Here is a 22,808-nt window from a genome sequence, read left to right as displayed (position 1 = left end):
GTCAGGACAGGACCGCGTGCATTTCGCCGACCACCTGGCCATCCCAGTTGGTCAACTCGGGGGTCAGATAGCGGCGCACCGCCGGGTCGGCCGGGTCGAGCACGCCTTCGCGCACCAGCAGTGCTGCCATCACGCAGTCCGAGGCGCGCTGGGCGCCGTCGGAGATCTTGACGGCGATCCCGATCCCGAGGTCCGGAACGATGGCGATATGCATGCCCTCGGCTCCGCTCTTGATCGCCGCGCGTCCCCTTGCGGCGCGGCCGAGCACGGTACAGGAAATGCCCTCGCCGGCGATCAGTTCGGGGTGCGCGATCATGGCCCCGGTCAACCGGGTCATCGCCGCGCCGCGCACACCGGGGCCGGGCGCGGCAAAGCGTGCGATGGCGCGGGCGAAGCCGGACAGACTGCAGGCAAAGTTGGGCGCGGAGCAGCCGTCGATCCCGTAGCCCGGGCTCGTCTCTCCCGTCACCTCGTCGAAGGTCGCGCGGATCTGCTGCTGCAACGGGTGGTCGGGGTCGCAATAGGCATGGTCGGCCCCGAGATGCCGGGTCATGTGAAGAAAGCCGGTATGTTTGCCGGAGCACCAGTTGTGAATGCGACCGGGCGTGTCGTCGGCGCGGATCATTGCGTGGCGGGTCTCTCGTTCCTTGGGGGGCATCGGGCCGCAGAGGAGGTCCGCCTGGCTCAGGCCGATATCCGAGAGCCAGCGCGACACCAGCTCGGTATGGATCCGGCCGCCGGAATGGCTGGCGCAGGCTATGGCCAGTTGCTGGCTGTCGAGCGCGACGCCGGATTCTGCCAGCGGCAGGGCCTGGATCATCTTGCAGGACGAGCGCGGGTAGATCAGCGCGTCGGGGTCGCCCCAGGCCTGTCGGATCGTGCCGTCCGCCTCGGCGATGACGGCGTGGCCGATGTGATAGCTTTCAAGCCGGCCGCCACGGCTGAGCTCAACAAGGCGTTCTGCGTCGGGCATGGGGGGCGTCCTTTCGGGCTGGCGTTGGCGATTCCCACGGTGGCGTGACCGGCTGGGGCTTTTCCAAGGCGGCGGATTCCTGCTAAGTGAATGGCTATCGGGTTGAACCGGGCCCTGCCACCCGGAAAAGGTGCCGACAGAAGCCGCCTTGGGGCAGGGACACAGAGGCAAGGACAGCTTGGAGGCTGTAGAGATGATTTCAGGATTTCTGCGGGGCGCAATCGTTGGTTTGGCTGCATTGGCGGCGGGATCGGCTTGGGCCCAGGAATCGACGAACCGTGTCGCCGCCGACACCGACTGGAGCGTTTTCGTCGAGGACGATCCCCAGGAGTGCTGGGGGGTGAGCGCCCCGAAGGAGACGGCGTTGGTCGACAGCAATGGCAATCCGACAACGGGCCGGCGCGGCGACATCCTGCTGTTCGTGTTCTATCGGCCCGGGGCCGGGGTGAACGGGCAGGTGACCTTCACCGGCGGCTATCCGTTCGCGGGCGGCTCCACCGTCACCGCGACCGTGGGCAGCGATGCCTACGAGCTTTTCACCGAGGGAGAATGGGCCTGGCCCGCCACGCCCGAGGATGACGCGCGGATCATCGCCGCGATGAAGCGCGGGGCCACCGCGGAGTTGCGCGGTCGGTCGGGGCGCGGGAACGTGACGATCGACGAGTTCTCGTTGTTGGGGTTCACGGCGGCGGTCGAAGAGGCCGAACGCCGCTGCGGCGGCTGACCGCGGACGCCTCCGGCGGGAGTTTTTCCGCCAAGATGAAGATGGGCAGGTCCGGGGCGGGGCTTGTCGGTACGGCCGGCGGTGCGACGGGGCCCTTCGGGGCCTCTTTCGCGTTGTGGGCGGGCCTGATAGAAGCCTTTCGTTACCGTGGAGACCGAGATGACCCAGGCGCCGATCACCCAGGATGTGCTGACCATCCCCCGCAAATTGCCGGAAGGGGAGCGGGTGAACCTTGTCGGACTGACGCGCGATGCGCTGAAGGCCGCGCTGATCGCGGCCGGGACACCGGAGAAACAGTCGCGGATGCGGGTCAACCAGATCTGGCAATGGGTCTATTTCTGGGGTGTCCGTGATTTTGAGTCGATGACCAACCTTGCCAAGCCCTACCGGGCGATGTTGGCGGAGAATTTCGTGATCTCCTTGCCGGAGGTGGTCTCCAGGCAGGTGTCGACCGACGGCACGCGCAAGTACTTGGTGCGGATCGCGGGCGGGCATGAGGTCGAGGTGGTCTATATTCCGGAGGCGGACCGGGGCACCCTGTGCATCTCGTCGCAGGTGGGCTGCACCTTGACCTGTTCGTTCTGCCATACCGGGACCCAGAGGCTTGTCCGCAACCTGACCCCCGGCGAGATCGTCGGCCAGATCATGCTCGCGCGGGACGACCTGGGCGAATGGCCCGAGCAGGGCGCCCCGCGGAACGAGACGCGGCTGCTGTCGAACGTGGTGCTGATGGGCATGGGTGAGCCGCTCTACAATTTCGAGGCCGTGCGGGACGCGATGAAGATCGCCATGGATGCGGAGGGTCTGTCGCTGTCGCGGCGGCGGATCACCCTGTCGACCAGCGGCGTCGTGCCCGAGATCGCCCGGACCGCGGAAGAGATCGGCTGCCAGATGGCGGTGTCGTTCCATGCCACCACCGACGAGGTCCGAGACAAGCTGGTGCCGATCAACAAGCGCTGGCCGATCGCGGAGCTGCTGGAGGCGCTGAAGGCCTATCCGAAGGCGTCGAACTCGGAGCGCATCACCTTCGAATACGTGATGCTCAAGGGGGTCAACGATACCGACGAGGATGCCCGGCGGCTGGTCAACCTGATCAAGGGCATTCCGGCCAAGATCAACCTGATCCCGTTCAACGAATGGCCCGGCGCCCCCTATGAGCGGTCGGACTGGGCGCGGATCGAGGCCTTTGCCGACATCGTCTACAAGGCGGGCTATGCCGCGCCGATCCGCACCCCGCGGGGCGAGGACATCATGGCCGCCTGCGGCCAGCTCAAGTCGGCGACGGAGCGGGTGCGCAAGAACCGCGCTCGGGCCGCGGCCGAGACCGGCACGGCGGGCTGAGCGATGGGCAACGTCTTCAGGCTGGGCGCCGCGACATTCGAGGTTCAGCCCGTCGCGGCGCAGACCGCAGAGGCCGTGCTGCGCGACGACGTGATCAAGCAGGGCATCTGGCGGCGGGTCTGGTCGTGGAACGGCGAGACCGGCACCTTCCGCGTCGCCTCGACGGCGGAGGGCGCGGTGCCCCTGCCCAACGCGCTGGTCTTCTTCGTGCCGAGCGTGCAGCCCGGCGGCGCGGTCGGACGGGATCCGGCGGCCTCGGCCCGGATGGCTAAGCGGTTCCTTAGCCAGACCGGCGCCGGCGACATGACCACGCTGCTGAGGGGGGTGTCGAAGATCCTCCACATTCCCCAGAAGACCCTGCCGCTGGATGACTTCGCGCCGCTGCGCCCGGTCGTGGCCTTCGATATCAACCAGCACACGGATTTCGCCGTCCTGCTGCTGCGGGATGCGGCCCGGGATCTGAGCGGATACCTCTGCCTGCCGTCGCGGGTGAGCTATCACCACGAGATCACGCGGGTGCTGGATGCCGAAGGGCTGGAGGCGTTGCTGGCCGCGCGGCCCGAGCTTCGGGCGCCGCAGCCGAGCTTCGTCGTGCCGGCGCGGTCCGATGCCAACAGGCACCTTCGGCGCATGGCGCTGACGCAGAAGGAGGGCGAGCTCGCCGAGGCGCTGGCCGCCCTGCCGACGGGCACCGGCGGCGACGTGGCGCGGGGCAACCTGGAGGCGCGGCGCGACAGGACCCGGGCTGAGGTGGCGGCGCTGTCCGGGGCCTAGCTCAGAAGGAAGTGATCGGCGCCGAGCTCGTCAAGAGCCACGCCCTTCAGCATGATCTCGAACCGGTCGTCGCCGAAACCGACCATGATCTGAAGGTATTCGGGGCCGCGTTCGAGGATGCGGACATCCGACCAGTCATACCCGGTCTCCACGAGGCTGAACATGTCCTTCGATGGCTCGAAATCCGGGATGAGGTCGCGGCCGACCAGCCCGTTGGAAGGGACGTCGAGGACGAAGACATCGGCGTCGCTGCCGCCCCAGAGCGTGTCGCGGTCGGCATCGGCATGGAGCACGTCCGCGCCGATGCCACCGAACAGCCTGTCCTTGCCCTCGCCTCCGAACAACTGATCGGCCCCGGGACCGCCGTTCATCCGGTCCTCGCCGGTGCCACCGTAGATGATGTCGTGACCATTGCCACCGGCGATGCTGTCGTCGTCCTGCCCGCCGTAGATGATGTCGTGACCATTGCGACCGGCGAGGCTGTCGTCGTCCGGCCCGCCGTAGAGCCAGTCGCTGTCGCCGTCGCCGAAGATCCGATCCTCGCCATGTTGTCCGAAGAGCGAATCGCGCCCGTTCCCGCCAAAGATCCTGTCCCGGTCACTTACGGGAAAGCTTGCGCCGGCCAGGTTGCCGTAGATCGTGTCGCGGCCAGCCATCCCCCGAAGGATGTCGTCGCCGCCGAGCCCCTGTAGCAGGTCCGACCCGCTTTGCCCGTTGAGTGTGTCGTCGCCACCGCGCCCCCAGAGACTGTCATGCCCCCCGCCGCCGAGGATGCGGTTCGGCTGGTCTATGCCGACCAGCACGTCATCGCCGTCGCCGAGATGGGCTTCCAGCCGCTTCAGCCGCGTGTGCCAGAAGATCTTGCGATCCGGGTCATCCTGCGCGAAGCCGTAGAGATGTTGCAGGGCGCTTGTGTCGAACGGCGCGAGGTCCTCGGAATAGGGGGCCGCGATGTTGTAGGTCATGACCGTGTGCGAGAGGTCGTCCACATCCTCGGCCAGGGTGGTCGCGCCCTGGTGTGGATGCTTGAGACCCAGCGCGTGGCCAAGCTCGTGCAGGATTGTCAGAAAGCCGTAGCTGCCCTCGTGGTAGGCGCCCTTGTTGTCGATCACCAGGTCGCCGCGGTAGATCCAGCTTTCGCTGACCGAGGGCATGTGCGCCCAGCCGCCGTAGGACGACCCGGTCGCGCGGTAGACGTCGAGCATCCCGGTGCCGGACTCGACCTCGACGAAGACGGCGCCGGTGTTGGCCGCGTAGATCGACAGGGCATCGCGGAAATTGGCCCTTTGGGCGGGGCCGAAGCGGTGGTAGCCCTCGACCGAATAGGCGCCGTCGTCGGGTTCCGGCAGGTTGCTGTCCACGAGGAAGGAATAGCTGACGACGACCGGCGTGCCGAGCTCTGCGAAACTGTTCCAGCGCGCATTGGCATCCTGGTTGGCGGCCAGCAGGGCTGAATAATCTGACACCTCGGTCATCGCACGGCTCCATCGCAATGCCGGAGGTCGTGGCTTGCGGGTGGCGCGCGGGGCGCGTCAGATGGCCATGATCCGGCGCCTGCCGGGGAGGATCCCCGACAGGCACCGAATGTGTCGCTCTGTTCCGGTTAAGGTCCGGTATAGATCAGGCGAGCAATGCGGCCGCGTCGGTGGGCGACAGGGCCTCGGGGCGCTCGCATGTGGTCGTCATCGCGACGAATTCCCCGGTTTCGGCAGCTCTGAGGATGCCGGTCATCACGTCGACCGCGTGAACGGCCAGGTCGATGTCGCAGCGATGGTTACGCCCCTCGGCCACGGCCTGGGCCATGTCCGCCAGCCCGGCACAGCGATAGTTGGCCACAAAGCGCGTCTTGTCGTCCTGATTCGGGATGCCGAACGGGTGATCGCGTTCCGGTAGCGGGTGGCGGTCGACGCCGGGGCCGGCCACCTCGACCGCGCCGCCGAAGAAGTTCGGGTCGGGAACGAAGATCGACCCGTCCTCGCCGTAAAGCTCCATGTTGGCGTGGTCATGGGACCAGACATCCCAGCTGGCGCCCAGGGTCACGATGGCGCCGTTGGCGAATTCGAGGATGGCGTGGATGTTGGTGGGGGTGTTCACGGTCACGGTCTCGCCCTCGCGCGGGCCATTGCCGATGGTGCGCGTCGGGAAGGTGGCCGAGGCCATGGCCGTCACCTGTTTCACCGGTCCGATCAGCTGGATCAGGTTGGTGACGTAGTAGGGCCCGATATCCAGGACCGGCCCCGCGCCGGGCTGATAGAAGAAGTCGGGGTTGGGGTGCCAGGCCTCCATCCCGTGGCCCATGACGTGGCAGGTGCCGCCGATGATACGTCCCACCGCGCCCTCGTCGATCGCGGCGCGGGCCAGCTGATGCGCCCCGCCGAGGAACGTGTCGGGGGCGGAGCCGACGCGCAGGCCCCTGGCCTCGGCCAGCCCGCGCAGCGATTCGCCCTCTTCGAGGGTCAGCACCAGAGGCTTTTCCGAATAGGCGTGCTTGCCCGCCTCGAGGATCTGGCGCGTGACCTGGTAATGCACCGCCGGGATGGTGAGGTTCACCACCACGTCGATATCCTCTGCCGCCAGCAGGTCGGCGACGGAGGAGGCGCGGACGCCGAATTCCTCGGCCCGCGCCTTGGCCGCGTCCATGTTGATGTCCGCCACCGCCCGCATGTCGAGCGCCTTGAACAGGGGGCCGAGCCGCAGGTAGGCGGCCGAGATGTTGCCGCATCCGATGATGCCAACGCCAAGCTTTTCCATTGAGGTCTTTCCTTCAGAAAGCCTGCACGGTCGCAAGCGACCGGCGGGCAAAACGTTCGTGATCCGTCGGGTTGTCGTGCTCGATGACGTAGTGGGTCACGCTCTGCGCCTGCAACGCGGTGTGGATCGCGGGCCAGTCCATGATGCCGTGGCCCACGTCGGCCCAGCCGTCCTCGTCGGTGGCCTCGCCGTCGGGGGCGATGTCCTTGACGTGCGCGGCGATCATGCGGGGGCCGTATTTGGCGATCCACTCGACCGGATCGTGGCCGGCGACGCGGACCCAGCCGAGGTCAAGCTCTATCCCCAGGTCGTCGGACCCGGCCAGGATCAGGTCCAGCGGCAGGAGGTCGCCATCGACCGTGTCGAACTCGAACGCATGGTTGTGCCAGCCGAACCTGAACCCGGCGTCGAGCACCGGCTTGCCGGCCTCGGCCAGACGCTTGCCGAAGGCGGCCCAGCCCGCCGCGTCCGTGGGCCGCATCTCGGGCGGGATGGCGGGGACCATCACCGCCTTCATGCCCATCGTCCGGGCCACGTTGATCGCTTGGGCCGGGGTATCCTCGACCATCGACAGGCCGAAATGGCCGGTGGTCATGGCCAGCCCGTTGCTGGTGAGCTGGTCCTTCAGCCGCGCCGGGTCGTCGTAGAGACCGCCGTAGCCCTCGACCTCCTTGTAGCCGAGGCCGGCCAGCATGGTCAGCGTGTCGGCCAGCGGCGGGAAGTTGCGCGAGCAGTAGAGCTGATAGGAAATCGTCGTCATGGTGGTCCTTTCGAAGTCAGGCCGTGGTTGCGGCATGCAGATGCCGCAGGGTGAATGCGGGCCGCGCGGAGGGGTCGGCCGGCACGAAGGTCAGCGCGGCGCCCGTGCTGTCGGTCATGTGGAACGCCGCGTCGGAGAACCGGCCCGGCACGTCGGCCTCGACCGTCACGAAGAAGGCCGGGGCGGTCTCGGCGCTCAGCTCGACGGTCCAGACGCCGTCGTCGTTCCGGGTCTGGGCCAACGCGATCCCGGGCGGGTTCAGCATGTAGGTCTTCCAGGGCTTCGGCGCGAAGATGTCGCTGGAGCGGCCCATGGGCCCGGTCCAGTCGATCACCATCACCTCGCCCTCCTCCAGCGCATCGAGGGCGATTTCGCCGATCATCTCGGCCTCGGCCTCGATCGTGGCGCCAAGCTCTGCCAGGACGCGCTTGCGGCCGGACATGTCCAGTGCCGTCACCTCGACGGTGACCCGTGCCGGCTCGGGCCGGTCGTTGATCGCCACGATCTCCCACGCGTCGACCTCGGGGCGCACGACGACGCGGACCGGCGCATAGAAGTCCCGGGCCATGTAGTGCAGCATCTTCCAGCCGCCGCCATGGTCCAGCGAGGACCACGAGCAGACCGGCCAGGTATCGTTCAGCTGCCAGATCAGCGTGCCCATGCAATGCGGCTTGAGGCTGCGCCAGTGCTCGACGGCGGTCTTGATCGCCAGACCCTGCTGGATCTGCGAGAGCCAGACGAAATCCTCGAACTTTTCCGGCCAGCGGAAGTAGCGGAACATGGTCTCGGCGATGCGGGCGTTGCCGCCCGCGTTCTTCTGATGCGATTCCAGCACCGGGGCGGCGATGTTCATGTCTTCGGGCCCGGCGAAGCGGCGGATCGCCTGTATCGACGGGTAGGATTGAAAGCCGAATTCGGAACAGAACCGGGGCGAGACGTCGCGGTAATGCTCGAAATCGCGGCCCTCGTGCCAGACCGACCAGAAGTGCATGTCGCCGTTGCCGTCGTCATGCCAGCTGTCGCCGAAGTTCAGCGGGCCGGGGCAGGGTGAGGAGGGCCACCAGATCGCGGTCGGGTCGGTGGCCTTCAGCGTCTCTTCGATGGTGCGGTTCAGGCGGTCGTAGTTGACCAGGTAGCGGTCACGGTCCTTCACGCTTTCGGGGAACCAGGTCAGCGCGCCCACCAGCTCGTTATCGCCGCACCACAGGGCGATGCAGGCGTGGTGGTGCATACGGGCGACGTTCTCGGCCACCTCGGCGCGGACCTCGGCCAGGAACGCGGGGGTGGAGGGGTAGAGGTTGCAGGAGAACATGAAATCCTGCCAGACCATCAGCCCCATCTCGTCGCAGAGGTCGTAGAACCAGGTCGGCTCGTATCGACCGCCGCCCCAGACCCGGATCATGTTCATGTTGGCGTCGACCGCCGATTGCAGCAGGCCGCGCACCGCGTCCCGGTCGATCCGGCCCGCCAGCGCGTCGGCGGGGATCCAGTTCGCGCCCTTCATGAAGACCTCGCGCCCATTCACGCGGAACGCAAAGCGCGAGCCGGCGGGGTCGGGATCCGTCAGCAGCTCGACGGTGCGCAGACCGATGCGGCGGGTCTCGGCCGTGCCGCCGACGGTGACGGTCAGCTCGTGCAGCGGCTGGGGGCCCTGCCCGGCCGGCCACCAGAGGGCGGGGTTCTCTATATCGAACCAGGCGGATACGGCGGGGCCCTCGACGATTCCGGTCAGGGTCTGCCCGGCGAAGGTGATGGCATATTCCTCGTCCTCGGCATCCTCGGCATCCTCGACATGGACGGTGACGCCAAGCGAGACCGTGCCTTGCCCATGGTCCTGGACCACGTCGATGCGGGGGATGCGCGGGGCCCCCAGCTGCTCCAGCCGGATGTCGCCGTAAAGGCCAAAGGGCGCCAGCGCGATGTTCCAGTCCCAGCCGTAATCGCATTGCACCTTGCGCAGCATGTTGCCGTTCGGAATCGGCGAGTTGCTTGCCTGGTAGGGGATGTAGAACGGCTGTGCCGCCTGCAGCGCGTCGGCGGCGGCGGTGCTGGAATGGAACACGATCTCGACCGTGTTGCTGCCCGGGCGGGCCACATCGCCGAGGTCGACCCGGTAGCTGCGGAAGCTGTTCGTGGCCTCCAGCACCGTCTCTCCGTTCCAGCGCACCGTCACGACCGTATCGAGCCCGGACAGCACCAGGGCCAGGCCGGTGTCGTCAAGGTCCACCGTGCGGCGGATCGTCCAGTCGCGGTCGGCGATCCAGCGCAGGCCATACTCGTTCCGGCCCCAGTAGGGGTCGGGGATCAGGCCGGCGCTGGCCAATGCCGAGATGGCGTCACCGGGAATGGTGGCGTCACAGCTGTAGTCGCCGCTCGCGTCCGAGAGGATCCAGGTGCCCGACAGGTCGATGCCGTCGGGCGCAGGGGCTTGGGTCAAAGTCGTTTCTCGCTGGTCTTGTCAAAGAGAGAGCCCTTGGCGGGCACCAGGCCGATCGGCAGCGTCTCGCCGATCCGGACCGTCGCATGGCCGTCCATGCGGATGCGGAACTTATCACCGCCAAGCTGGGCATAGACCAGCGTGTCCGAGCCCATGGGCTCTACCAGGTCCACCGGGACGCTGGTCTGGACGGGGGCCGATTGCACCAGCCCTCCGGTGACGACATGTTCGGGGCGGATGCCCAGGATCGCGGGGCCGTCCGAGACCTGCGGCGCCGAGAACTCGTAATCCTCCATCGGCAGGCGCAGGTCCTCGGTGACGAAGGTGCCGCGTTCCAGCCGCCCGGCCATGAAGTTCATCGAGGGCGAGCCGATGAAATCGGCCACATAGATGTTCTGCGGCCGGTTGTAGATCTCGTCCGGGCTGCCCAGCTGCATGATCTTGCCGCCCTTCATGATCGCGATGCGGTCGGCCAGGGTCATCGCCTCGATCTGGTCGTGGGTCACGTAGATCATGGTGTTCTGCAATTGCTGGTGCAGGCGCTTGAGCTCCACCCGCAGGTCGGCGCGCAGCTTGGCGTCGAGGTTCGACAGCGGCTCGTCAAACAGGAACACATCCACGTCGCGCACCAGCGCCCGGCCGATGGCCACCCGCTGACGCTGACCGCCTGACAGCGCCCCCGGCTTGCGCTTCAGCAGCGGCTGGATCTGCAGGACCTCGGCGGCGCGGGCGACGCGGCGGGCGATTTCGTCCTTGGGCACGCGGGCGTTGCGCAGGCCGAAGGTCAGGTTCCCCTCGACCGTCATCTGCGGATAGAGCGCATAGCTTTGGAACACCATGCCGATGCCGCGTTCTGAGGGTTCGGACCAGGTGACGTTCTCGCCCTTGATCCAGATCTGGCCGTCGGTGATCTCCAGCAGGCCCGCGATGCAATTGAGCAGGGTGGACTTGCCGCACCCGGAGGAGCCGAGCAGGACCAGGAACTCGCCCTCGTGGATATCGAGGTTGAGGTCCTGCAGGACCTTCACCGCGCCGAAAGACAGGTCGAGCTGCCTGATCTCGACGGAGTTGCGGCCGGAGGTTTCGGACATGTCGTTCATGGTTTTATCCTTTCACCGCACCGGCGGCGATGCCGCGGACGAAGAGCTTGCCGGAGAAGAAGTAAACGACGAGCGGCACGAGGCCGGTCAGAAGCGTCGCCGCCATGTTGACGTTGTATTCCTTCACCCCCTGCACCGAGTTGACGATGTTGTTGAGCTGAACCGTCATCGGATACTGCTCGGCCCGGGTGTAGACCACGCCGAAGAGGAAATCGTTCCAGATACCCGTGACCTGGATGATGCCCGAGACCACGATGATCGGCAGCGACATCGGCAGGATGATCCGGAAGAGGATGCCCCAGAAGCCGGCCCCGTCGACGCGGGCAGCCTTGAACAGCTCTTCAGGGATCGCCGCAAAGTAGTTGCGGAACAAAAGCACGTTGATCGGCATGCCAAAGATCGTGTGCACGATCACGAGCCCTGAGAGCGACCCGAAGAGCTGGACCCGGATGCGTCCGCATTCCTCCGAGAAGAGACCGCAGGTCGGTTGCCAGAACCAGGTCAGGACGTCACCGAAGAAGTTGCCGGTTTCGCGCAGGCCGATGACGATCGGGTAGAGCATGACCTGGTAGGGGATGAAGGCGCCAACGAGGAGCATGGTGAAGAAGACCTCGGACCCCTTGAAGCGCCATTTCGACAGCGCGTACCCCGAGACCAGCGCGAGGGACATCGACAGGATCAGCGAGGGGATGAGGATCCGGACGGAGTTCCAGAACCCCCGGCTCAGCCCGTCGCAGTTCACCCCTGTGCAGGCCTCGGACCAGGCCTTGACCCAAGGCTCCCAGGTGATCTCGACCGGCGGCGAAAACACGTTGCCCACGCGGATCTCGGCCATGTCCTTAAGCGACGTGACGAGCATCACGTAAAGCGGCAGGAGGTAATAGATCGAGACGATGATCAGCGTGCCGTAAAGAACGATGTTCCGGCGGCTGAAGGCGCTCTTGGGGCGGGGGCCACGTGGGCCGTCGCCAAGGCGATCCGTGATCGGATCCTCCGCGGCGAGCGTGCTGGCGCGCATTCCGGATTTAGCCACGCTTGCGTCCTCCGAATTCGAGAAGGGCCCATGGGACCAGGATGATGACGACGCTCAGAAGCATCATCGTGGAGGCCGCGAAGCCCTGGCCAAGGTTCTGGCCGCCGAACATCGCCTGCATGACGTATTTCGCGGGCACTTCGGAGCTGATGCCGGGCCCGCCCGAGGTCTGGGCGACGACGAGGTCATAAAGCTTGATGATGCCCGACGCGATGAGCACGACCGAGGTGACGAAGACCGGACGCATCATCGGAATGATGATCTTCACGTAGGTCTTCCACGCGGGGATGCCGTCGACGCGGCTGGCCTTCCAGATATCGTCGTCGATGCCGCGCATGCCGGCGAGCATGATGCACATGATAAGGCCGGTGCCCTGCCAGAGACCGGCGATCAACAGGCCGAACATGACGATGTCGGGGTCGTTCAGCGGGTTGAAGGTAAAGCTCGTCCAGCCAAGGTCGCGAACCACACCCTGCACGCCGAACTCGGGGTTCAGGATCCACTGCCACACCAGGCCGGTGACGATGAACGACAGGGCGAACGGGTAAAGGAAGATGGTCCGGAACGTATCCTCGAACCGGATCTTGCGGTCGAGCAGGGCCGCGAGGACGAAGCCGATGACCAGCGTGAAGATCAGGCTGAAGAAACCGTAGAGCGCGAGGTTCTGGATCGAGATGATCCATTTGGCGGTCGACCACAGCCGTTCGTACTGTGCGAGGCCGACCCAGTCACGGCGCGGAAGCAGGCCCGAACTCGTGAAGGAATAGACCACCGTCCAGATTGTCCCGCCGAAGAAGATGATGACGGCGGTGGCGATCATCGGCAGCAGCGCGATCTTGGACCAGAGATTTCGGAAGATCCGCATGGGACGCCGGGCGCCCCTCGTCCCTCCATTCGCCGGCGCGCGGCCGGAATCGTCGGCGATTGCCATGATACCCTCCCGAGGTAGCCCTGCCGATCATCCAGGCACGGGCCTTAAGGAATGGGCCCCGCTTGGGGGCCCATCCGTCAGTTATGACAGGCCTGGATCAGTTGGCGCTTTCGATGATCTGGGCGTAACGCTCCTGAGCGTCTTCTGCCGTCATCGAGGGCGTGTTCCAGAACTCGGTCATCAGGTCGTTGAGCTGGGTCGTCGTGTCCGGCGAGAGCAGCTGGTTGCCCGACGGCATCGTGTCGCCGTTGGCCAGAAGGTCGAGACCTTTCTGGGTGCAATCGTTCACGGAGGTCAGGTCGACGTCGCCGCGGATCGGCAGCGAGCCCTTGACGGAGTTGAAGGCCACCTGGACTTCCGGCGACAGCAGCAGCGCAGCCATCTCCTTCTGGGCGGCTTCGATCTCCGGGTCGCCGGTGACGGGGAAATAGAACGCGTCTCCGCCCGTATCGAGGATGGCGATCTCGCCCAGGCCCGGCAGGCAGGAGTAGTCTTCACCAGCCGTCATCCCGGCCACGGCGAATTCGCCCTGAGCCCAGTCACCCATGATCTGCGCGGCAGCGGTGCCGGTGATCACGGCATTGGTCGCCTGGTTCCAGTCCTGCACGTCGAGGCCCTCGGCCATTTCGCGGGCGTCGGCAAAGGCCTGGAAGACCTCACCGTAAGCTTCGCCGCGAACAACGGAGGCGTCCTTGTCACGGTTGACCGCGAGAAGGTTGTCGAGACCGGCGAGCGCCACGGCCATCACCCCAAAGGAGCCGTTCTGCTGCCACGACTGACCACCCATGGCGAGCGGTACGATACCGGCCTCGCGCAGGGCGTCGGCGTCGGCGACGAACTCTGTCCAGGTCTCGGGGACTTCAAGGCCGGCTTCTTCGAAAGCGCCGTTCGACAGCCACATCCACTGCCAAGAGTGGATGTTTACAGGGGCGCAGTAAACCCGGCCCTCGTAGGTGCAGGCATCGAGAAGCGACGCGGGGTTGACCATGTCTTCCCAGCCTTCGGCTTCCGCAACGTCGGTGAGGTCGAGCATCAGGCCGGCTTCGATCAGTTCCTGGGCCTGCAGGCCGTGGTTGAACTGGAACGCGGCCGGCGGGTCGCCACCAATGATGCGCGAGACCATGACCGGACGGGCGGTGTCGCCGCCGCCGGCGATGGCGCCGTCGATCCAGTTGTGCTCGGTATTCTCGTTCACGGCCTTGGCAAGTTCGTTGACTGCAGCGGCTTCACCGCCGGAGGTCCACCAGTGCATGACCTCGAGGTCGACCGCATAGGCCGAACTGGCGCTTACGATAGCGCTAGCAGCCAGAAGTTTAGTGGTCAGTTTCACGATTATCTCCTCCCTGGACTAAATCGTTGTAGTAGAGGCTATATCGATTTAGAAATAGGACTCAAGAGTTTTTCGAGTGGCAAACGAGATGACTTCTTGGGCAAGCGCCCTACTTGGTGGAAGTTGCTTCGTCCTGTAACTCGGGCAGTGGGGAAGTCTGGAGCGGGGTCGGCCAGTGGCGCCAAAGAAAACCGAAGAAGACCTTGCTCTGGCAAGGGTCATGTCGCCGGTCAAGCCGACGCTGAAGACGATCGCCGAGATCAGCGGCCTCGCGGTTCCGACCGTGTCACGGGCGCTGAACGACGCCCCCGACATCGGGGCGCGGACCAAGATCCTGGTGCGCAAGATCGCCGACGAGCTGGGCTATGTCCCGAATCGCGCCGGTGTGCGGCTTAGGACCGGGCGGACGAATGTCATCTCTCTGGTCCTGTCGACCGAGCATGACATGATGAACCACACCGCGCGCCTGATCTCTGCCATTGCGGGCGAGATGCAGGGCACCTCGTTCCACATGAACATCACGCCCTATTTTCCCAGCGACGATCCGATGAAGCCGATTCGCTACATCGTCGAGACCCGCTCCGCGGATGCCGTGATCATGAACCAGATCCTGCCCGAGGATCCGCGCGTCGCCTATCTGCGAGAGCGGAACTTTCCCTTCGTGACCCACGGCCGCACGCGCTGGGCCGACAGCCACCCCTATTTCGACTTCGACAACACGGCGTTCGGCCGGATCGGCGTCGAAAAGCTGGTGATGCGGGGCCGGCGGAACATCGTGATGATCTCGCCGCCGCGAAACCAGAACTACGCCCAGAACATGATCGACGGCGGGACCGGGGCGGCGCGGGCCGCGGGCTGTTCAATGCGGGTGATGCAGGGGACCACCAGTGACAACCGCAACGAGGACATCCAGCTCGGTGTGGCCCGGCACTTGGCCGAATTCCCCGAGACGGACGGAATCGTCTGCTCGGCCACTGCGGTGGCGATGGCCGCGGTCGCGACGCTGGAATCGCTGCAGCACAGGCTGGGCGAGGACGTGGATGTCATCGCAAAGGAGGCGGTGCCCTTCCTGACCCTGTTCCGGCCGCAGATGCTGACCGTCCACGAGGATGTGGCCCGCGCGGGGCAGTTCCTGGCGCAGGCGGCAATCCAGGCCGTGAGGCATCCCGAGAAACCGCCGTTGCAGGGGCTGGACGTTCCGACCGGCTGACGCGACAATCTTGACTGACTGAAAGACGAGGAGGTGCCGGTGGGTGCGCAAATCAAGGGGCCGGGCCTGTTCCTGGCGCAGTTCGCGGGCGACGAGGCCCCGTTCAATTCGCTGGGCGGCATTGCCGAATGGGCCGCGGGGCTCGGCTACAAGGGCGTGCAGATCCCGACCTTCGACGGGCGGCTGTTCGACCTGGCCCGCGCCGCCGATAGCCAGGACTACTGTGACGAGGTCAAGGGCATCTGCGCCGAGGCCGGGGTCGAGATCACCGAGCTGTCGACACATCTTCAGGGGCAGCTGGTCGCGGTCAACCCGGCCTACGACGCCGCGTTCGATGCCTTCGCCCCGGCCGAGGTGCACGGCAACCCCAAGGCCCGGCAGGCCTGGGCCGTGGACCAGATGATGAAGGCGGCCATCGCCTCGAAGCGGCTCGGCCTGTCGCACACGGTCAGCTTTTCGGGCGCCCTCGCCTGGCCCTATCTCTATCCTTGGCCCCAGCGCCCCCCCGGCCTGATCGAAGAGGCCTTCGCAGAGCTTGCCCGACGCTGGACGCCGATCTTCGACCATTACGCCGAGCACGGGCAGGACATCGGGTTCGAGCTGCACCCCGGCGAAGACCTGCACGACGGCGCCACCTGGGAGATGTTCCTCGATGGCGTCAAGGAGCACACGGCCGCCCGGATCAACTACGACCCGAGCCATTTCCTGCTGCAACAGATGGATTACCTGGCGTTCATCGACCTCTACCACGACCGGATCAGCACGTTTCACGTCAAGGACGCCGAGTTCAATCCGGACGGGCGGCAGGGCGTCTATTCCGGCTATCAGGCCTGGGCGAATCGCGCCGGACGGTTCCGGTCGCTGGGCGACGGGCAGGTGGATTTCTCGGCCATCTTCTCGAAGCTCACGCAATATGGCTACGACTCATGGGCCGTGCTGGAATGGGAATGCTGCATCAAGTCCGCCGAACAGGGTGCGGCCGAGGGCGCGCCCTTCATCGCCGCCCATCTGATCGAAGTGCCGAAAAGGGCGTTCGACGATTTCGCGGGGGCCGAGCGGGACGAGGCACAGATCAAGGGGATGCTGGGACTATGAGACGGGTCAGACTGGGAATGGTCGGCGGCGGGCAGGGCGCCTTCATCGGTGGCGTGCACCGCATCGCCTCGCGCATCGACGACCGGTTCGAGCTGGTGGCGGGTGCGCTGTCCTCGACCCCCGAAAAGGCGGCGGCCTCGGCGGCCGAGCTGGGCATCGCGCCCGACCGCTCCTATGCCGATTTCGCCGAGATGGCGCAGGCCGAGGCCGCGCGTGCGGACGGGATCGAGGCGGTCAGCATCGTCACCCCGAACCACATGCACGCCGACCCCGCAATCGCCTTCCTTCAGGCCGGTATCCACGTGATCTGCGACAAGCCCCTGACCACCTCCATGGCCGACGCGGAACGGATCGCCGCGGCGGTGGAGGCCTCGAAAGCGCAGTTCATCCTGACCCACAATTACACCGGCTATCCGCTGATCCGTCAGGCAAGGCAGATGGTCGCCGACGGCGATCTGGGCACGATCCGCGTGGTCCAGGCCGAATACGCGCAGGACTGGCTGAGCCGGAAAGAGGACGACGGCAACAAGCAGGCCGCCTGGCGCGTCGATCCGTCCAAGACCGGCGGCGGCGGGGCGATCGGCGACATCGGCACCCATGCGCTCAACCTCGCGACCTTTGTCACCGGGCTCGCCCCCGAGGCGCTGATGGCCGATCTGCAGGCCTTCGCGCCGGGGCGGCAGGTCGATGACAACGCCCATGTCCTGCTGCGGATGACGGGCGGGGCGCGGGGCATGCTCTGGGCGTCCCAGGTGGCGGTCGGCAACGAGAACGCGCTGACCCTCCGGGTCTATGGCGACAAGGGCGGGATCTCCTGGGCGCAGGAAAACCCCAACCTGATGACCTTCACCCCGTTCGGAGAGCCCAAGCGCCTGATCACCCGCGGCGGCGCCGGTCTTGGCGCGGGTGCGGGGGACTGGACCCGTGTCCCGCCGGGCCACCCCGAGGGCTACCTGGAGGGCTTTGCCACGATCTATGCCGATGCGGCGGACCTCATCCAGGGCAAGGGCGACGGTGCGCTGCTGCCCGGAATCGGCGCGGGGCTGGAGGGGATGTGGTTCATCGAGGCCTGCATCGAAAGCGCGGCCGCCGGGGGCACCTGGATCCCACGCTGATCAGCGCCCCCGGGGGCGCTGATCAGCGGCCGGGGATGGCGTGGCGCTTGTGGCCCGCGCCCTCCAGGTGTCGATGGCCTCCAGCGCCTCTTCGGCGGTCTCGACATAGCGAAAGAGCTTGAGGTCGTCGGGAGAGATCGTGCCGGCCTCGCTCAGCGCGTCCCAGTTGACGATCTTCTCCCAGAAACTGCGGCCGAACAGCAGGACGGGCACCTGCTCCATCCGGCCGGTCTGGATCAGGGTCAGGCTTTCGAACAGCTCGTCCAGCGTGCCGAACCCGCCGGGAAAAACGCAGATCGCGCGGGCCCGCATCAGGAAGTGCATCTTGCGGATCGCGAAATAGTGGAAGTTGAAGCACAGTTCCGGCGTCACGTAGGGGTTGGGCGCCTGTTCATGGGGCAGCACGATGTTCAGACCGATCGAGCGTCCGCCCGCCTCGGACGCGCCCAGGTTCCCCGCCTCCATCACCCCCGGCCCTCCGCCGGTGACGATGACATCCTCGTGCCCGCCATTGGCCAGCGAGCGTTCCGTCACGATCCGGGCAAAGCGGCGCGCGTCCTCGTAGAATTCCGACAGGTCGGCCAGCGTCCTGGTGCGGGCGGTGTCCCGGTTCGCCGGAGACGGTATCCGCGCCCCGCCGAACAGCACGATGGTGGAGTTCACCCCGGCGTCATCCATCGCCAGCTCGGCCTTAAGAAGCTCCAGCTGCAGCCGGACAGGCCGCAATTCCTCGCGCATGAGGAAATCGACATCGTCGAAGGCGAGCCGGTAGCTGGGCGAGAGCGCCTGCGGCGTCGCCGGCACATGCTCGGTCGCCTCGCGGTCCTCGCGGCTGTGGCGGAAAGGGTGACGTTGGCTGTCTTCCATGACGGCTCCTTGTTGGCGGCTGCCTTTTGATGGCAGTGTCCGCGCCATAAGCCAACCTGGGAAGTCCCGCAGGAGTATAGCCTTGACCCAATTGCCCGGCCAAGATGACATCCGCGCCGCCGCCGCGCTGATCGCGCCACACGTCCACCGGACGCCGGTGATGCAGACCGACATGCTGACCGAAGGCATGTCGCTGCAGGTCAAGCTGGAGAACACCCAGAAGACCGGCGTCTTCAAGGTGCGCGGCGCGTTCTACACCTTGCTGACGCAACCGGTCCCCGAGGCCGGGGTCGTGGCCGCGTCGGGGGGCAATCACGGCGCGTCGGTGGCCTTTGCCGCCCGTGCGCTGGGCCATCGCGCCCGGATCTACGTGCCCGAGATCGCCGGGCCGGCGAAGATCGGCCTGATCCGCGAGACCGGGGCCGACCTCGAGGTCGTGCCCGGCGCCTATGCCGATGCGCTGAAGCTCGCCCGCGCCTTTGAGGCCGAGACCGGCGCGATGCAGGTCCATGCCTATGACGGCTTCGGCACGGTCGCGGGGCAGGGGACCTGCACGCTGGAATGGGAAGAGCAGGGGCTGGATGCGGACACCGTCATCATCGCTGTCGGCGGCGGCGGGCTGATCGCGGGCGCGATGGCCTGGTTGCAGGGCCGGCGCAAGGTCATCGCGGTCGAGCCCGAGCTTGCCCCGACGCTCTGGACCGCCCTGCGCGACGGGCCGGACGCCGAGGTCGAGGTCGGCGGGATCGCGGCCAATGCGCTGGGTGCCCGGCGGATCGGCACCATCTGCTACGATCTGGCCCGGCAGTTCGGGGTCGAAAGCCTGCTGGTCACCGACGAGGCCATCGCCGAGGCGCAGGACGCCCTCTGGCGGGGCCTGCGGCAGGTGGTGGAGCCCGCGGGGGCCACGGCGCTGGCTGTCCTGCGCTCCGGCGTCTACCGGCCGGAGCCCGGAGAGAAGGTCGCCGTGCTGGTCTGCGGCGCCAACCCGGCGCCCGCGGTGGCCTGAAGGGCGCACACCATTCCGCGCGACGCAGCCATCGACGCCGGGCGGCGGGCGGGCCCATGCCGGATCAGTTGCGAGAGGTCAGCATTCCGGCGCAGCCCGCGCGGGCATTGGTCAATCCGATCTGCGCGCCGTTCATGATCAGGTGCCATGTGGGCGCGTATCCCGGCGCCTGGGCGCGGGAATAGGAACAGCCGGTGCGCGGGTCGGTCCAGTGCTGCGCTGTATAGCTTGCGGGCGGGGCGACCGACTGGCTGCGGGTCGAGAGCGTCTGCGCACCGGCCGCAAGGGGCGCTACGCCGGTGAGTGCGACGGCGGCGGCAAGAAAAAGGCGTGTCATGTCTGTCTCCTGTTGAGGCGTCCGACTGATGCGTCCGCGGGTCCGAGGGCGACTGTCCCGTGGGCCGGGGGCCTGCTCCGGCCCCCTCCGTGGCAGGATCGTGGCCTTTGCCCGCAATTTTCGACGAAGGCCCCGGGTGCGCCCGCGATTGCGCCGGGGCGGGGGTTCGGGCAAAAGGCGGTCCAGAGACAACGCCCGAGGAACCTGCCCCATGTCCAATGACCAGCTGGAAGCCGCCATCGAAGCCGCGTGGGACACCCGCGACCAGATCACGCCCTCGACCGGGGGAGAGACCCTCGAAGCCATCCAGGACACGCTGAACGCCCTCGACAGCGGCAAGCTGCGGGTGGCCGAACGGGGCGAGGACGGCACCTGGCACGTCAATCAATGGGCCAAGAAGGCGGTTCTTCTGGGCTTTCGCATCAAGGACATGGAACAACAGCCCGGCGGCCCCCAGGGCGGCGGCTGGTGGGACAAGGTCGACAGCAAGTTCAAGGGCTGGGGCGACAACCAGTGGCGCGCCGCCGGCTTTCGCGCCGTGCCGAACGCGGTGGTCCGCAAATCCGCCTATATCGCGCCGGGCGTGGTGCTGATGCCGTCGTTCGTGAACCTGGGCGCCTATGTCGACAGCGGCACCATGGTCGACACCTGGGCCACGGTCGGCAGCTGCGCCCAGATCGGCAAGGACGTGCACCTGTCGGGCGGCGTCGGCATCGGCGGCGTGCTGGAGCCGATGCAGGCCGGCCCGACGATCATCGAGGACAATTGCTTCATCGGGGCGCGCTCGGAGGTGGTCGAGGGCTGCATCGTCCGCCAAGGCTCGGTTCTGGGCATGGGGGTCTTCATCGGCCAGTCCACCAAGATCGTCGACCGGGAGACGGGCGAGGTCATGTATGGCGAGGTGCCGCCCTATTCGGTGATGGTCGCGGGCTCGATGCCGTCGAAGAACGGGATCAACCTCTATTGCGCGGTGATCGTGAAGCGGGTGGACGAGCGGACACGCTCCAAGACCGGCATCAACGAGCTTTTGCGCGACTGACCCGGCCCGGCCTGTCCGCGCCCGGGCGGTGTCCCGCGGAACTTGTGGCGCCAAGCGGCGTTTGAGTAGCGACCAGAACAGGAAAGAGGGACACCATGGGTATCGGATTTTTCGGCGCGATTATCATCGGCGGGCTCGCCGGCTGAATCGCCAGCAGCATCATGAACGCGGGCACCGGCCTGATCGGCAATATCCTGATCGGCATTCTGGGCGCCATCGTCCTGAACGGCATCCTGCGGTTCCTGGGCATCTACGCCGCCGAGGCCTGGTTGCCGCAGCTCATCGTCGGCGCGGCGGGCGCCTGTCTTCTGATCTGGGGCTGGCGCAAGGTCACCTGACCGCCGATCGAGGGATCTGGCACGGGCGCGCATGACATGCTAGCCGCAGGGCATGAGCAAGGGTGCCAGCAAACAACAGGTCTTCACGCTTCTCGTGGAGGTCGGCCGCAAGACCGGAGACGGCCTGCCCAAGACCGCCACCGGCGCGGCGCTGATGGTCTATGCCTCCGGCGTGGACGAGGCCGAGGCCGTGCGCGAAACCGTAGCGATCCTCAAGCAGGCCGACCTCGCGCCGCTGGACGTCTCCGGCTATGGCACTTTGAAGGAGCGTGAAGACGAGGGCCACGACATCTCGGACGACGAACGCGCCCTGATGCAGCGGGCCCTGGAAGAGAACTCGGTGATCGTCGCGCAGATGACGCCATTCTTCGACTGACCTCAGCCGCGCCGCGCCAGAACCCCCCGCACCTCGTGGATATCGAGGGGGCGCAGGCTGGCCCCGCCGCGATCTGCCGGCGAAAGCTCCGGCGGCATCTGTCCCAGAACAGAGTGGCGCAGGTCCCCGGCCGGGCCGAGGGCAAGCGGCAGCACCGGCAAGCCGGCCACGTCCAGCAGCATGCCGGGCTGATCCAGCAGCACATTCCAGAACCGATGCAGCGCAAGCCCGTCGGCGGGCAGCCTCCGGGTCTTGTCGAGAAGATCGCCGGCGGCGCAGCGCACCCGGTCGGCACCGAAGAGGTATTCGACCTGCGACCCCGACAAGGCCACGTCCTGCCAGGGCGCGACGACGATATCCTGCGTCAGACCCCGAAACGGCGCCCGCAGCAACACCGGCGCCAGCGCCCCGCGCGCCGGCAGTCCGATCGACGCGCACCAGCGGACCTGGGCCTCCTGCCCGCCATGGGTCACGACCATGTCCCCGGTCCTGAGGGTCGATACCGGCCGCCGCCCGCGCGTTGTCATCACGGGTGTCTCGGCGGCGAGGCCGGGCCAGGGGCCGATGGGCGTCACATGGTCCGCGAGCGCGGCAAGGCCGACGCCGGGGCCAAGGGTGCAGAGGTCGGTATCCCGCCCGATCCGCGCCGCGTCGCGCCAGCTCAGCGGGACAGGTGCCGCCACCGCCGTCTCGGCCCGCAGCCGCCCCCCTCGGTCCAGAAGGCGCAGACGGCCGGCCCGCTCCGGCGCGTCCCAGGTGTAGAGGATCGCCATGTCTTCCATCGGCCGGATCGTGCCCACCGGCAGGTGCGCCTCGGCGACATCTGCGCCTTGCCAGGTCCGCAGCCGCAGCGGCCCGTCGCTCTCTCGTGAAAGGCAAAGCCCGGCGTCCCATGGCGCTTGGGCGCGATAGGTCAGGATCGGTTGCGCCGCCTCGCCCGGATCTGGCCGCCAGTCCACCAGCAGCGACCCGCGCACCATCGGCGCGTCAAACAGGATCGCCTCGCCCCGGCGCCCAAGGCCGTTGGGCGCGAAATCCTTGTCGAGGGCGCCGCGCAGCGCAACCCAACTCATGCAAGGAGCCCCCGCAGGATGACCTGCGCCGGAGCGGGCGCCCCGCCGTCGCGAGGTCGAAAGCTCTCTGCTGACGCTTGCATGCCTGTCCTGTCACAGGGTCGATGACTGGCCGCCACGCTACGCGCACGGCGTCGGACTGTCAGGCATCGCGGCTCGCGCCCCGTGCCATGGCCTCGGATCTGTCGCGCCCCG

General features: G+C 66.9%; 21 protein-coding genes and 1 pseudogene. 10 read left to right on the top strand and 12 right to left on the bottom strand.

All coding sequences use genetic code 11. The features are described from left to right. Position 1: 1 nt before the first annotated feature. Positions 2–973: an asparaginase gene (locus tag ROA7023_RS13245; RefSeq protein ID WP_085879516.1), complete on the bottom strand. Its 972-nt coding sequence runs from the start codon at positions 971–973 to the stop codon at positions 2–4. Positions 974–1,166: 193 nt separating this feature from the next. Here ROA7023_RS13245 and ROA7023_RS13240 point away from each other — a divergent pair, with 193 nt between their 5' ends. The 3 genes from ROA7023_RS13240 (at position 1,167) to ROA7023_RS13230 (ending at position 3,812) form a co-directional block, all read left to right on the top strand. Continuing rightward, positions 1,167–1,697: an invasion associated locus B family protein gene (locus ROA7023_RS13240; RefSeq protein WP_085879515.1), complete on the top strand. Its 531-nt coding sequence runs from the start codon at positions 1,167–1,169 to the stop codon at positions 1,695–1,697. A 159-nt stretch (positions 1,698–1,856) separates the two neighbouring features. Next, the gene (rlmN, locus tag ROA7023_RS13235) at positions 1,857–3,038 is read left to right on the top strand and encodes a dual-specificity RNA methyltransferase RlmN (RefSeq protein ID WP_085879543.1); all 1,182 of its coding nucleotides are present in this window, start codon (positions 1,857–1,859) and stop codon (positions 3,036–3,038) included. A 3-nt stretch (positions 3,039–3,041) separates the two neighbouring features. Next, positions 3,042–3,812, top strand: coding sequence for a hypothetical protein (locus ROA7023_RS13230; RefSeq protein ID WP_085879514.1), 771 nt, complete (start codon positions 3,042–3,044; stop codon positions 3,810–3,812). Here the strand turns inward: ROA7023_RS13230 and ROA7023_RS13225 are convergent. The 8 genes from ROA7023_RS13225 to ROA7023_RS13190 form a co-directional block, all read right to left on the bottom strand. Beyond that, positions 3,809–5,287: a hypothetical protein gene (locus ROA7023_RS13225; protein ID WP_085879513.1), complete on the bottom strand. Its 1,479-nt coding sequence runs from the start codon at positions 5,285–5,287 to the stop codon at positions 3,809–3,811. The genes ROA7023_RS13230 and ROA7023_RS13225 overlap by 4 nt on opposite strands. Before the next feature lie 145 nt (positions 5,288–5,432). Next, positions 5,433–6,563, bottom strand: a complete 1,131-nt coding sequence (locus tag ROA7023_RS13220) for a Gfo/Idh/MocA family protein (RefSeq protein WP_085879512.1) — start codon at positions 6,561–6,563, stop codon at positions 5,433–5,435. A gap of 13 nt (positions 6,564–6,576) precedes the next feature. After that, positions 6,577–7,323 (bottom strand): sugar phosphate isomerase/epimerase family protein, encoded by a 747-nt coding sequence (locus ROA7023_RS13215; protein WP_085879511.1) that lies wholly within the window; start codon positions 7,321–7,323, stop codon positions 6,577–6,579. A gap of 16 nt (positions 7,324–7,339) precedes the next feature. Then, positions 7,340–9,760: a beta-mannosidase gene (locus tag ROA7023_RS13210; protein ID WP_085879510.1), complete on the bottom strand. Its 2,421-nt coding sequence runs from the start codon at positions 9,758–9,760 to the stop codon at positions 7,340–7,342. Next, positions 9,757–10,860, bottom strand: a complete 1,104-nt coding sequence (locus ROA7023_RS13205) for an ABC transporter ATP-binding protein (RefSeq protein ID WP_085879509.1) — start codon at positions 10,858–10,860, stop codon at positions 9,757–9,759. The genes ROA7023_RS13210 and ROA7023_RS13205 overlap by 4 nt, the downstream gene beginning before the upstream one ends. Before the next feature lie 4 nt (positions 10,861–10,864). Next, the gene (locus ROA7023_RS13200; protein WP_085879508.1) at positions 10,865–11,878 is read right to left on the bottom strand and encodes a carbohydrate ABC transporter permease; all 1,014 of its coding nucleotides are present in this window, start codon (positions 11,876–11,878) and stop codon (positions 10,865–10,867) included. Positions 11,879–11,885: 7 nt separating this feature from the next. Next, the gene (locus ROA7023_RS13195; protein WP_234992205.1) at positions 11,886–12,758 is read right to left on the bottom strand and encodes a carbohydrate ABC transporter permease; all 873 of its coding nucleotides are present in this window, start codon (positions 12,756–12,758) and stop codon (positions 11,886–11,888) included. 163 nt (positions 12,759–12,921) lie between these two features. Further along, on the bottom strand, positions 12,922–14,154 hold the full coding sequence (locus tag ROA7023_RS13190; protein ID WP_085879506.1) for an ABC transporter substrate-binding protein: 1,233 nt from the start codon (positions 14,152–14,154) through the stop codon (positions 12,922–12,924). 175 nt (positions 14,155–14,329) lie between these two features. Here ROA7023_RS13190 and ROA7023_RS13185 point away from each other — a divergent pair, with 175 nt between their 5' ends. The 3 genes from ROA7023_RS13185 to ROA7023_RS13175 are packed head-to-tail and all read left to right on the top strand — an operon-like array spanning position 14,330 to position 17,574. After that, positions 14,330–15,364: a LacI family transcriptional regulator gene (locus tag ROA7023_RS13185; protein ID WP_234992204.1), complete on the top strand. Its 1,035-nt coding sequence runs from the start codon at positions 14,330–14,332 to the stop codon at positions 15,362–15,364. Between the two features lie 39 nt (positions 15,365–15,403). After that, positions 15,404–16,459, top strand: a complete 1,056-nt coding sequence (locus tag ROA7023_RS13180) for a sugar phosphate isomerase/epimerase family protein (protein ID WP_085879542.1) — start codon at positions 15,404–15,406, stop codon at positions 16,457–16,459. After that, positions 16,456–17,574, top strand: a complete 1,119-nt coding sequence (locus ROA7023_RS13175; protein WP_234992203.1) for a Gfo/Idh/MocA family protein — start codon at positions 16,456–16,458, stop codon at positions 17,572–17,574. The genes ROA7023_RS13180 and ROA7023_RS13175 overlap by 4 nt, the downstream gene beginning before the upstream one ends. A gap of 22 nt (positions 17,575–17,596) precedes the next feature. Here the strand turns inward: ROA7023_RS13175 and ROA7023_RS13170 are convergent. Continuing rightward, a pseudogene (locus ROA7023_RS13170) lies at positions 17,597–18,441 on the bottom strand (LOG family protein). 91 nt (positions 18,442–18,532) lie between these two features. Here ROA7023_RS13170 and ROA7023_RS13165 point away from each other — a divergent pair. Continuing rightward, positions 18,533–19,450 (top strand): threonine/serine dehydratase, encoded by a 918-nt coding sequence (locus tag ROA7023_RS13165; protein WP_200812514.1) that lies wholly within the window; start codon positions 18,533–18,535, stop codon positions 19,448–19,450. A gap of 64 nt (positions 19,451–19,514) precedes the next feature. Here ROA7023_RS13165 and ROA7023_RS13160 read toward each other — a convergent pair whose 3' ends face one another. Continuing rightward, positions 19,515–19,787, bottom strand: a complete 273-nt coding sequence (locus tag ROA7023_RS13160; RefSeq protein WP_085879502.1) for a hypothetical protein — start codon at positions 19,785–19,787, stop codon at positions 19,515–19,517. Between the two features lie 211 nt (positions 19,788–19,998). Here ROA7023_RS13160 and dapD point away from each other — a divergent pair, with 211 nt between their 5' ends. From dapD to ROA7023_RS13145, 3 genes are all read left to right on the top strand, one after another. Further along, a complete protein-coding gene (gene dapD / locus ROA7023_RS13155) occupies positions 19,999–20,826 on the top strand; it encodes a 2,3,4,5-tetrahydropyridine-2,6-dicarboxylate N-succinyltransferase (protein WP_085879501.1) in 828 nt (275 codons plus the stop codon). A 161-nt stretch (positions 20,827–20,987) separates the two neighbouring features. Next, entirely contained in the window at positions 20,988–21,164 is a 177-nt protein-coding gene (locus ROA7023_RS13150; RefSeq protein WP_306372491.1) for a GlsB/YeaQ/YmgE family stress response membrane protein, read from the top strand. Positions 21,165–21,216: 52 nt separating this feature from the next. After that, positions 21,217–21,540: a DUF8846 family protein gene (locus tag ROA7023_RS13145; RefSeq protein WP_085879500.1), complete on the top strand. Its 324-nt coding sequence runs from the start codon at positions 21,217–21,219 to the stop codon at positions 21,538–21,540. Between the two features lie 2 nt (positions 21,541–21,542). Here ROA7023_RS13145 and ROA7023_RS13140 read toward each other — a convergent pair whose 3' ends face one another. After that, positions 21,543–22,613: a Hint domain-containing protein gene (locus ROA7023_RS13140; protein ID WP_085879499.1), complete on the bottom strand. Its 1,071-nt coding sequence runs from the start codon at positions 22,611–22,613 to the stop codon at positions 21,543–21,545. Between the last annotated feature and the right edge of the window lie 195 nt (positions 22,614–22,808).

It is taken from the genome of Roseisalinus antarcticus (genome assembly GCF_900172355.1).
GTDB lineage: Bacteria > Pseudomonadota > Alphaproteobacteria > Rhodobacterales > Rhodobacteraceae > Oceanicola > Oceanicola antarcticus_A.
Note: the sequence above shows the minus strand (reverse complement) of the source record. Positions and strands in the feature narration are given on the sequence as shown.

Excerpts from the sequence above, each read along its gene's own strand:
- ROA7023_RS13200 (WP_085879508.1), bottom strand. The coding sequence starts at position 11,878 with ATGCGCGCCAGCACGCTCGCCGCGGAGGATCCGATCACGGATCGCCTT.
- ROA7023_RS13145 (WP_085879500.1), top strand. The coding sequence starts at position 21,217 with ATGAGCAAGGGTGCCAGCAAACAACAGGTCTTCACGCTTCTCGTGGAG.
- ROA7023_RS13245 (WP_085879516.1), bottom strand. The coding sequence starts at position 973 with ATGCCCGACGCAGAACGCCTTGTTGAGCTCAGCCGTGGCGGCCGGCTT.
- ROA7023_RS13160 (WP_085879502.1), bottom strand. The coding sequence starts at position 19,787 with ATGACACGCCTTTTTCTTGCCGCCGCCGTCGCACTCACCGGCGTAGCG.
- ROA7023_RS13225 (WP_085879513.1), bottom strand. The coding sequence starts at position 5,287 with ATGACCGAGGTGTCAGATTATTCAGCCCTGCTGGCCGCCAACCAGGAT.
- ROA7023_RS13140 (WP_085879499.1), bottom strand. The coding sequence starts at position 22,613 with ATGAGTTGGGTTGCGCTGCGCGGCGCCCTCGACAAGGATTTCGCGCCC.
- ROA7023_RS13215 (WP_085879511.1), bottom strand. The coding sequence starts at position 7,323 with ATGACGACGATTTCCTATCAGCTCTACTGCTCGCGCAACTTCCCGCCG.
- ROA7023_RS13150 (WP_306372491.1), top strand. The coding sequence starts at position 20,988 with ATGAACGCGGGCACCGGCCTGATCGGCAATATCCTGATCGGCATTCTG.
- ROA7023_RS13230 (WP_085879514.1), top strand. The coding sequence starts at position 3,042 with ATGGGCAACGTCTTCAGGCTGGGCGCCGCGACATTCGAGGTTCAGCCC.
- ROA7023_RS13220 (WP_085879512.1), bottom strand. The coding sequence starts at position 6,563 with ATGGAAAAGCTTGGCGTTGGCATCATCGGATGCGGCAACATCTCGGCC.
- ROA7023_RS13205 (WP_085879509.1), bottom strand. The coding sequence starts at position 10,860 with ATGAACGACATGTCCGAAACCTCCGGCCGCAACTCCGTCGAGATCAGG.
- ROA7023_RS13240 (WP_085879515.1), top strand. The coding sequence starts at position 1,167 with ATGATTTCAGGATTTCTGCGGGGCGCAATCGTTGGTTTGGCTGCATTG.
- rlmN (WP_085879543.1), top strand. The coding sequence starts at position 1,857 with ATGACCCAGGCGCCGATCACCCAGGATGTGCTGACCATCCCCCGCAAA.
- dapD (WP_085879501.1), top strand. The coding sequence starts at position 19,999 with ATGTCCAATGACCAGCTGGAAGCCGCCATCGAAGCCGCGTGGGACACC.
- ROA7023_RS13175 (WP_234992203.1), top strand. The coding sequence starts at position 16,456 with ATGAGACGGGTCAGACTGGGAATGGTCGGCGGCGGGCAGGGCGCCTTC.
- ROA7023_RS13195 (WP_234992205.1), bottom strand. The coding sequence starts at position 12,758 with ATGCGGATCTTCCGAAATCTCTGGTCCAAGATCGCGCTGCTGCCGATG.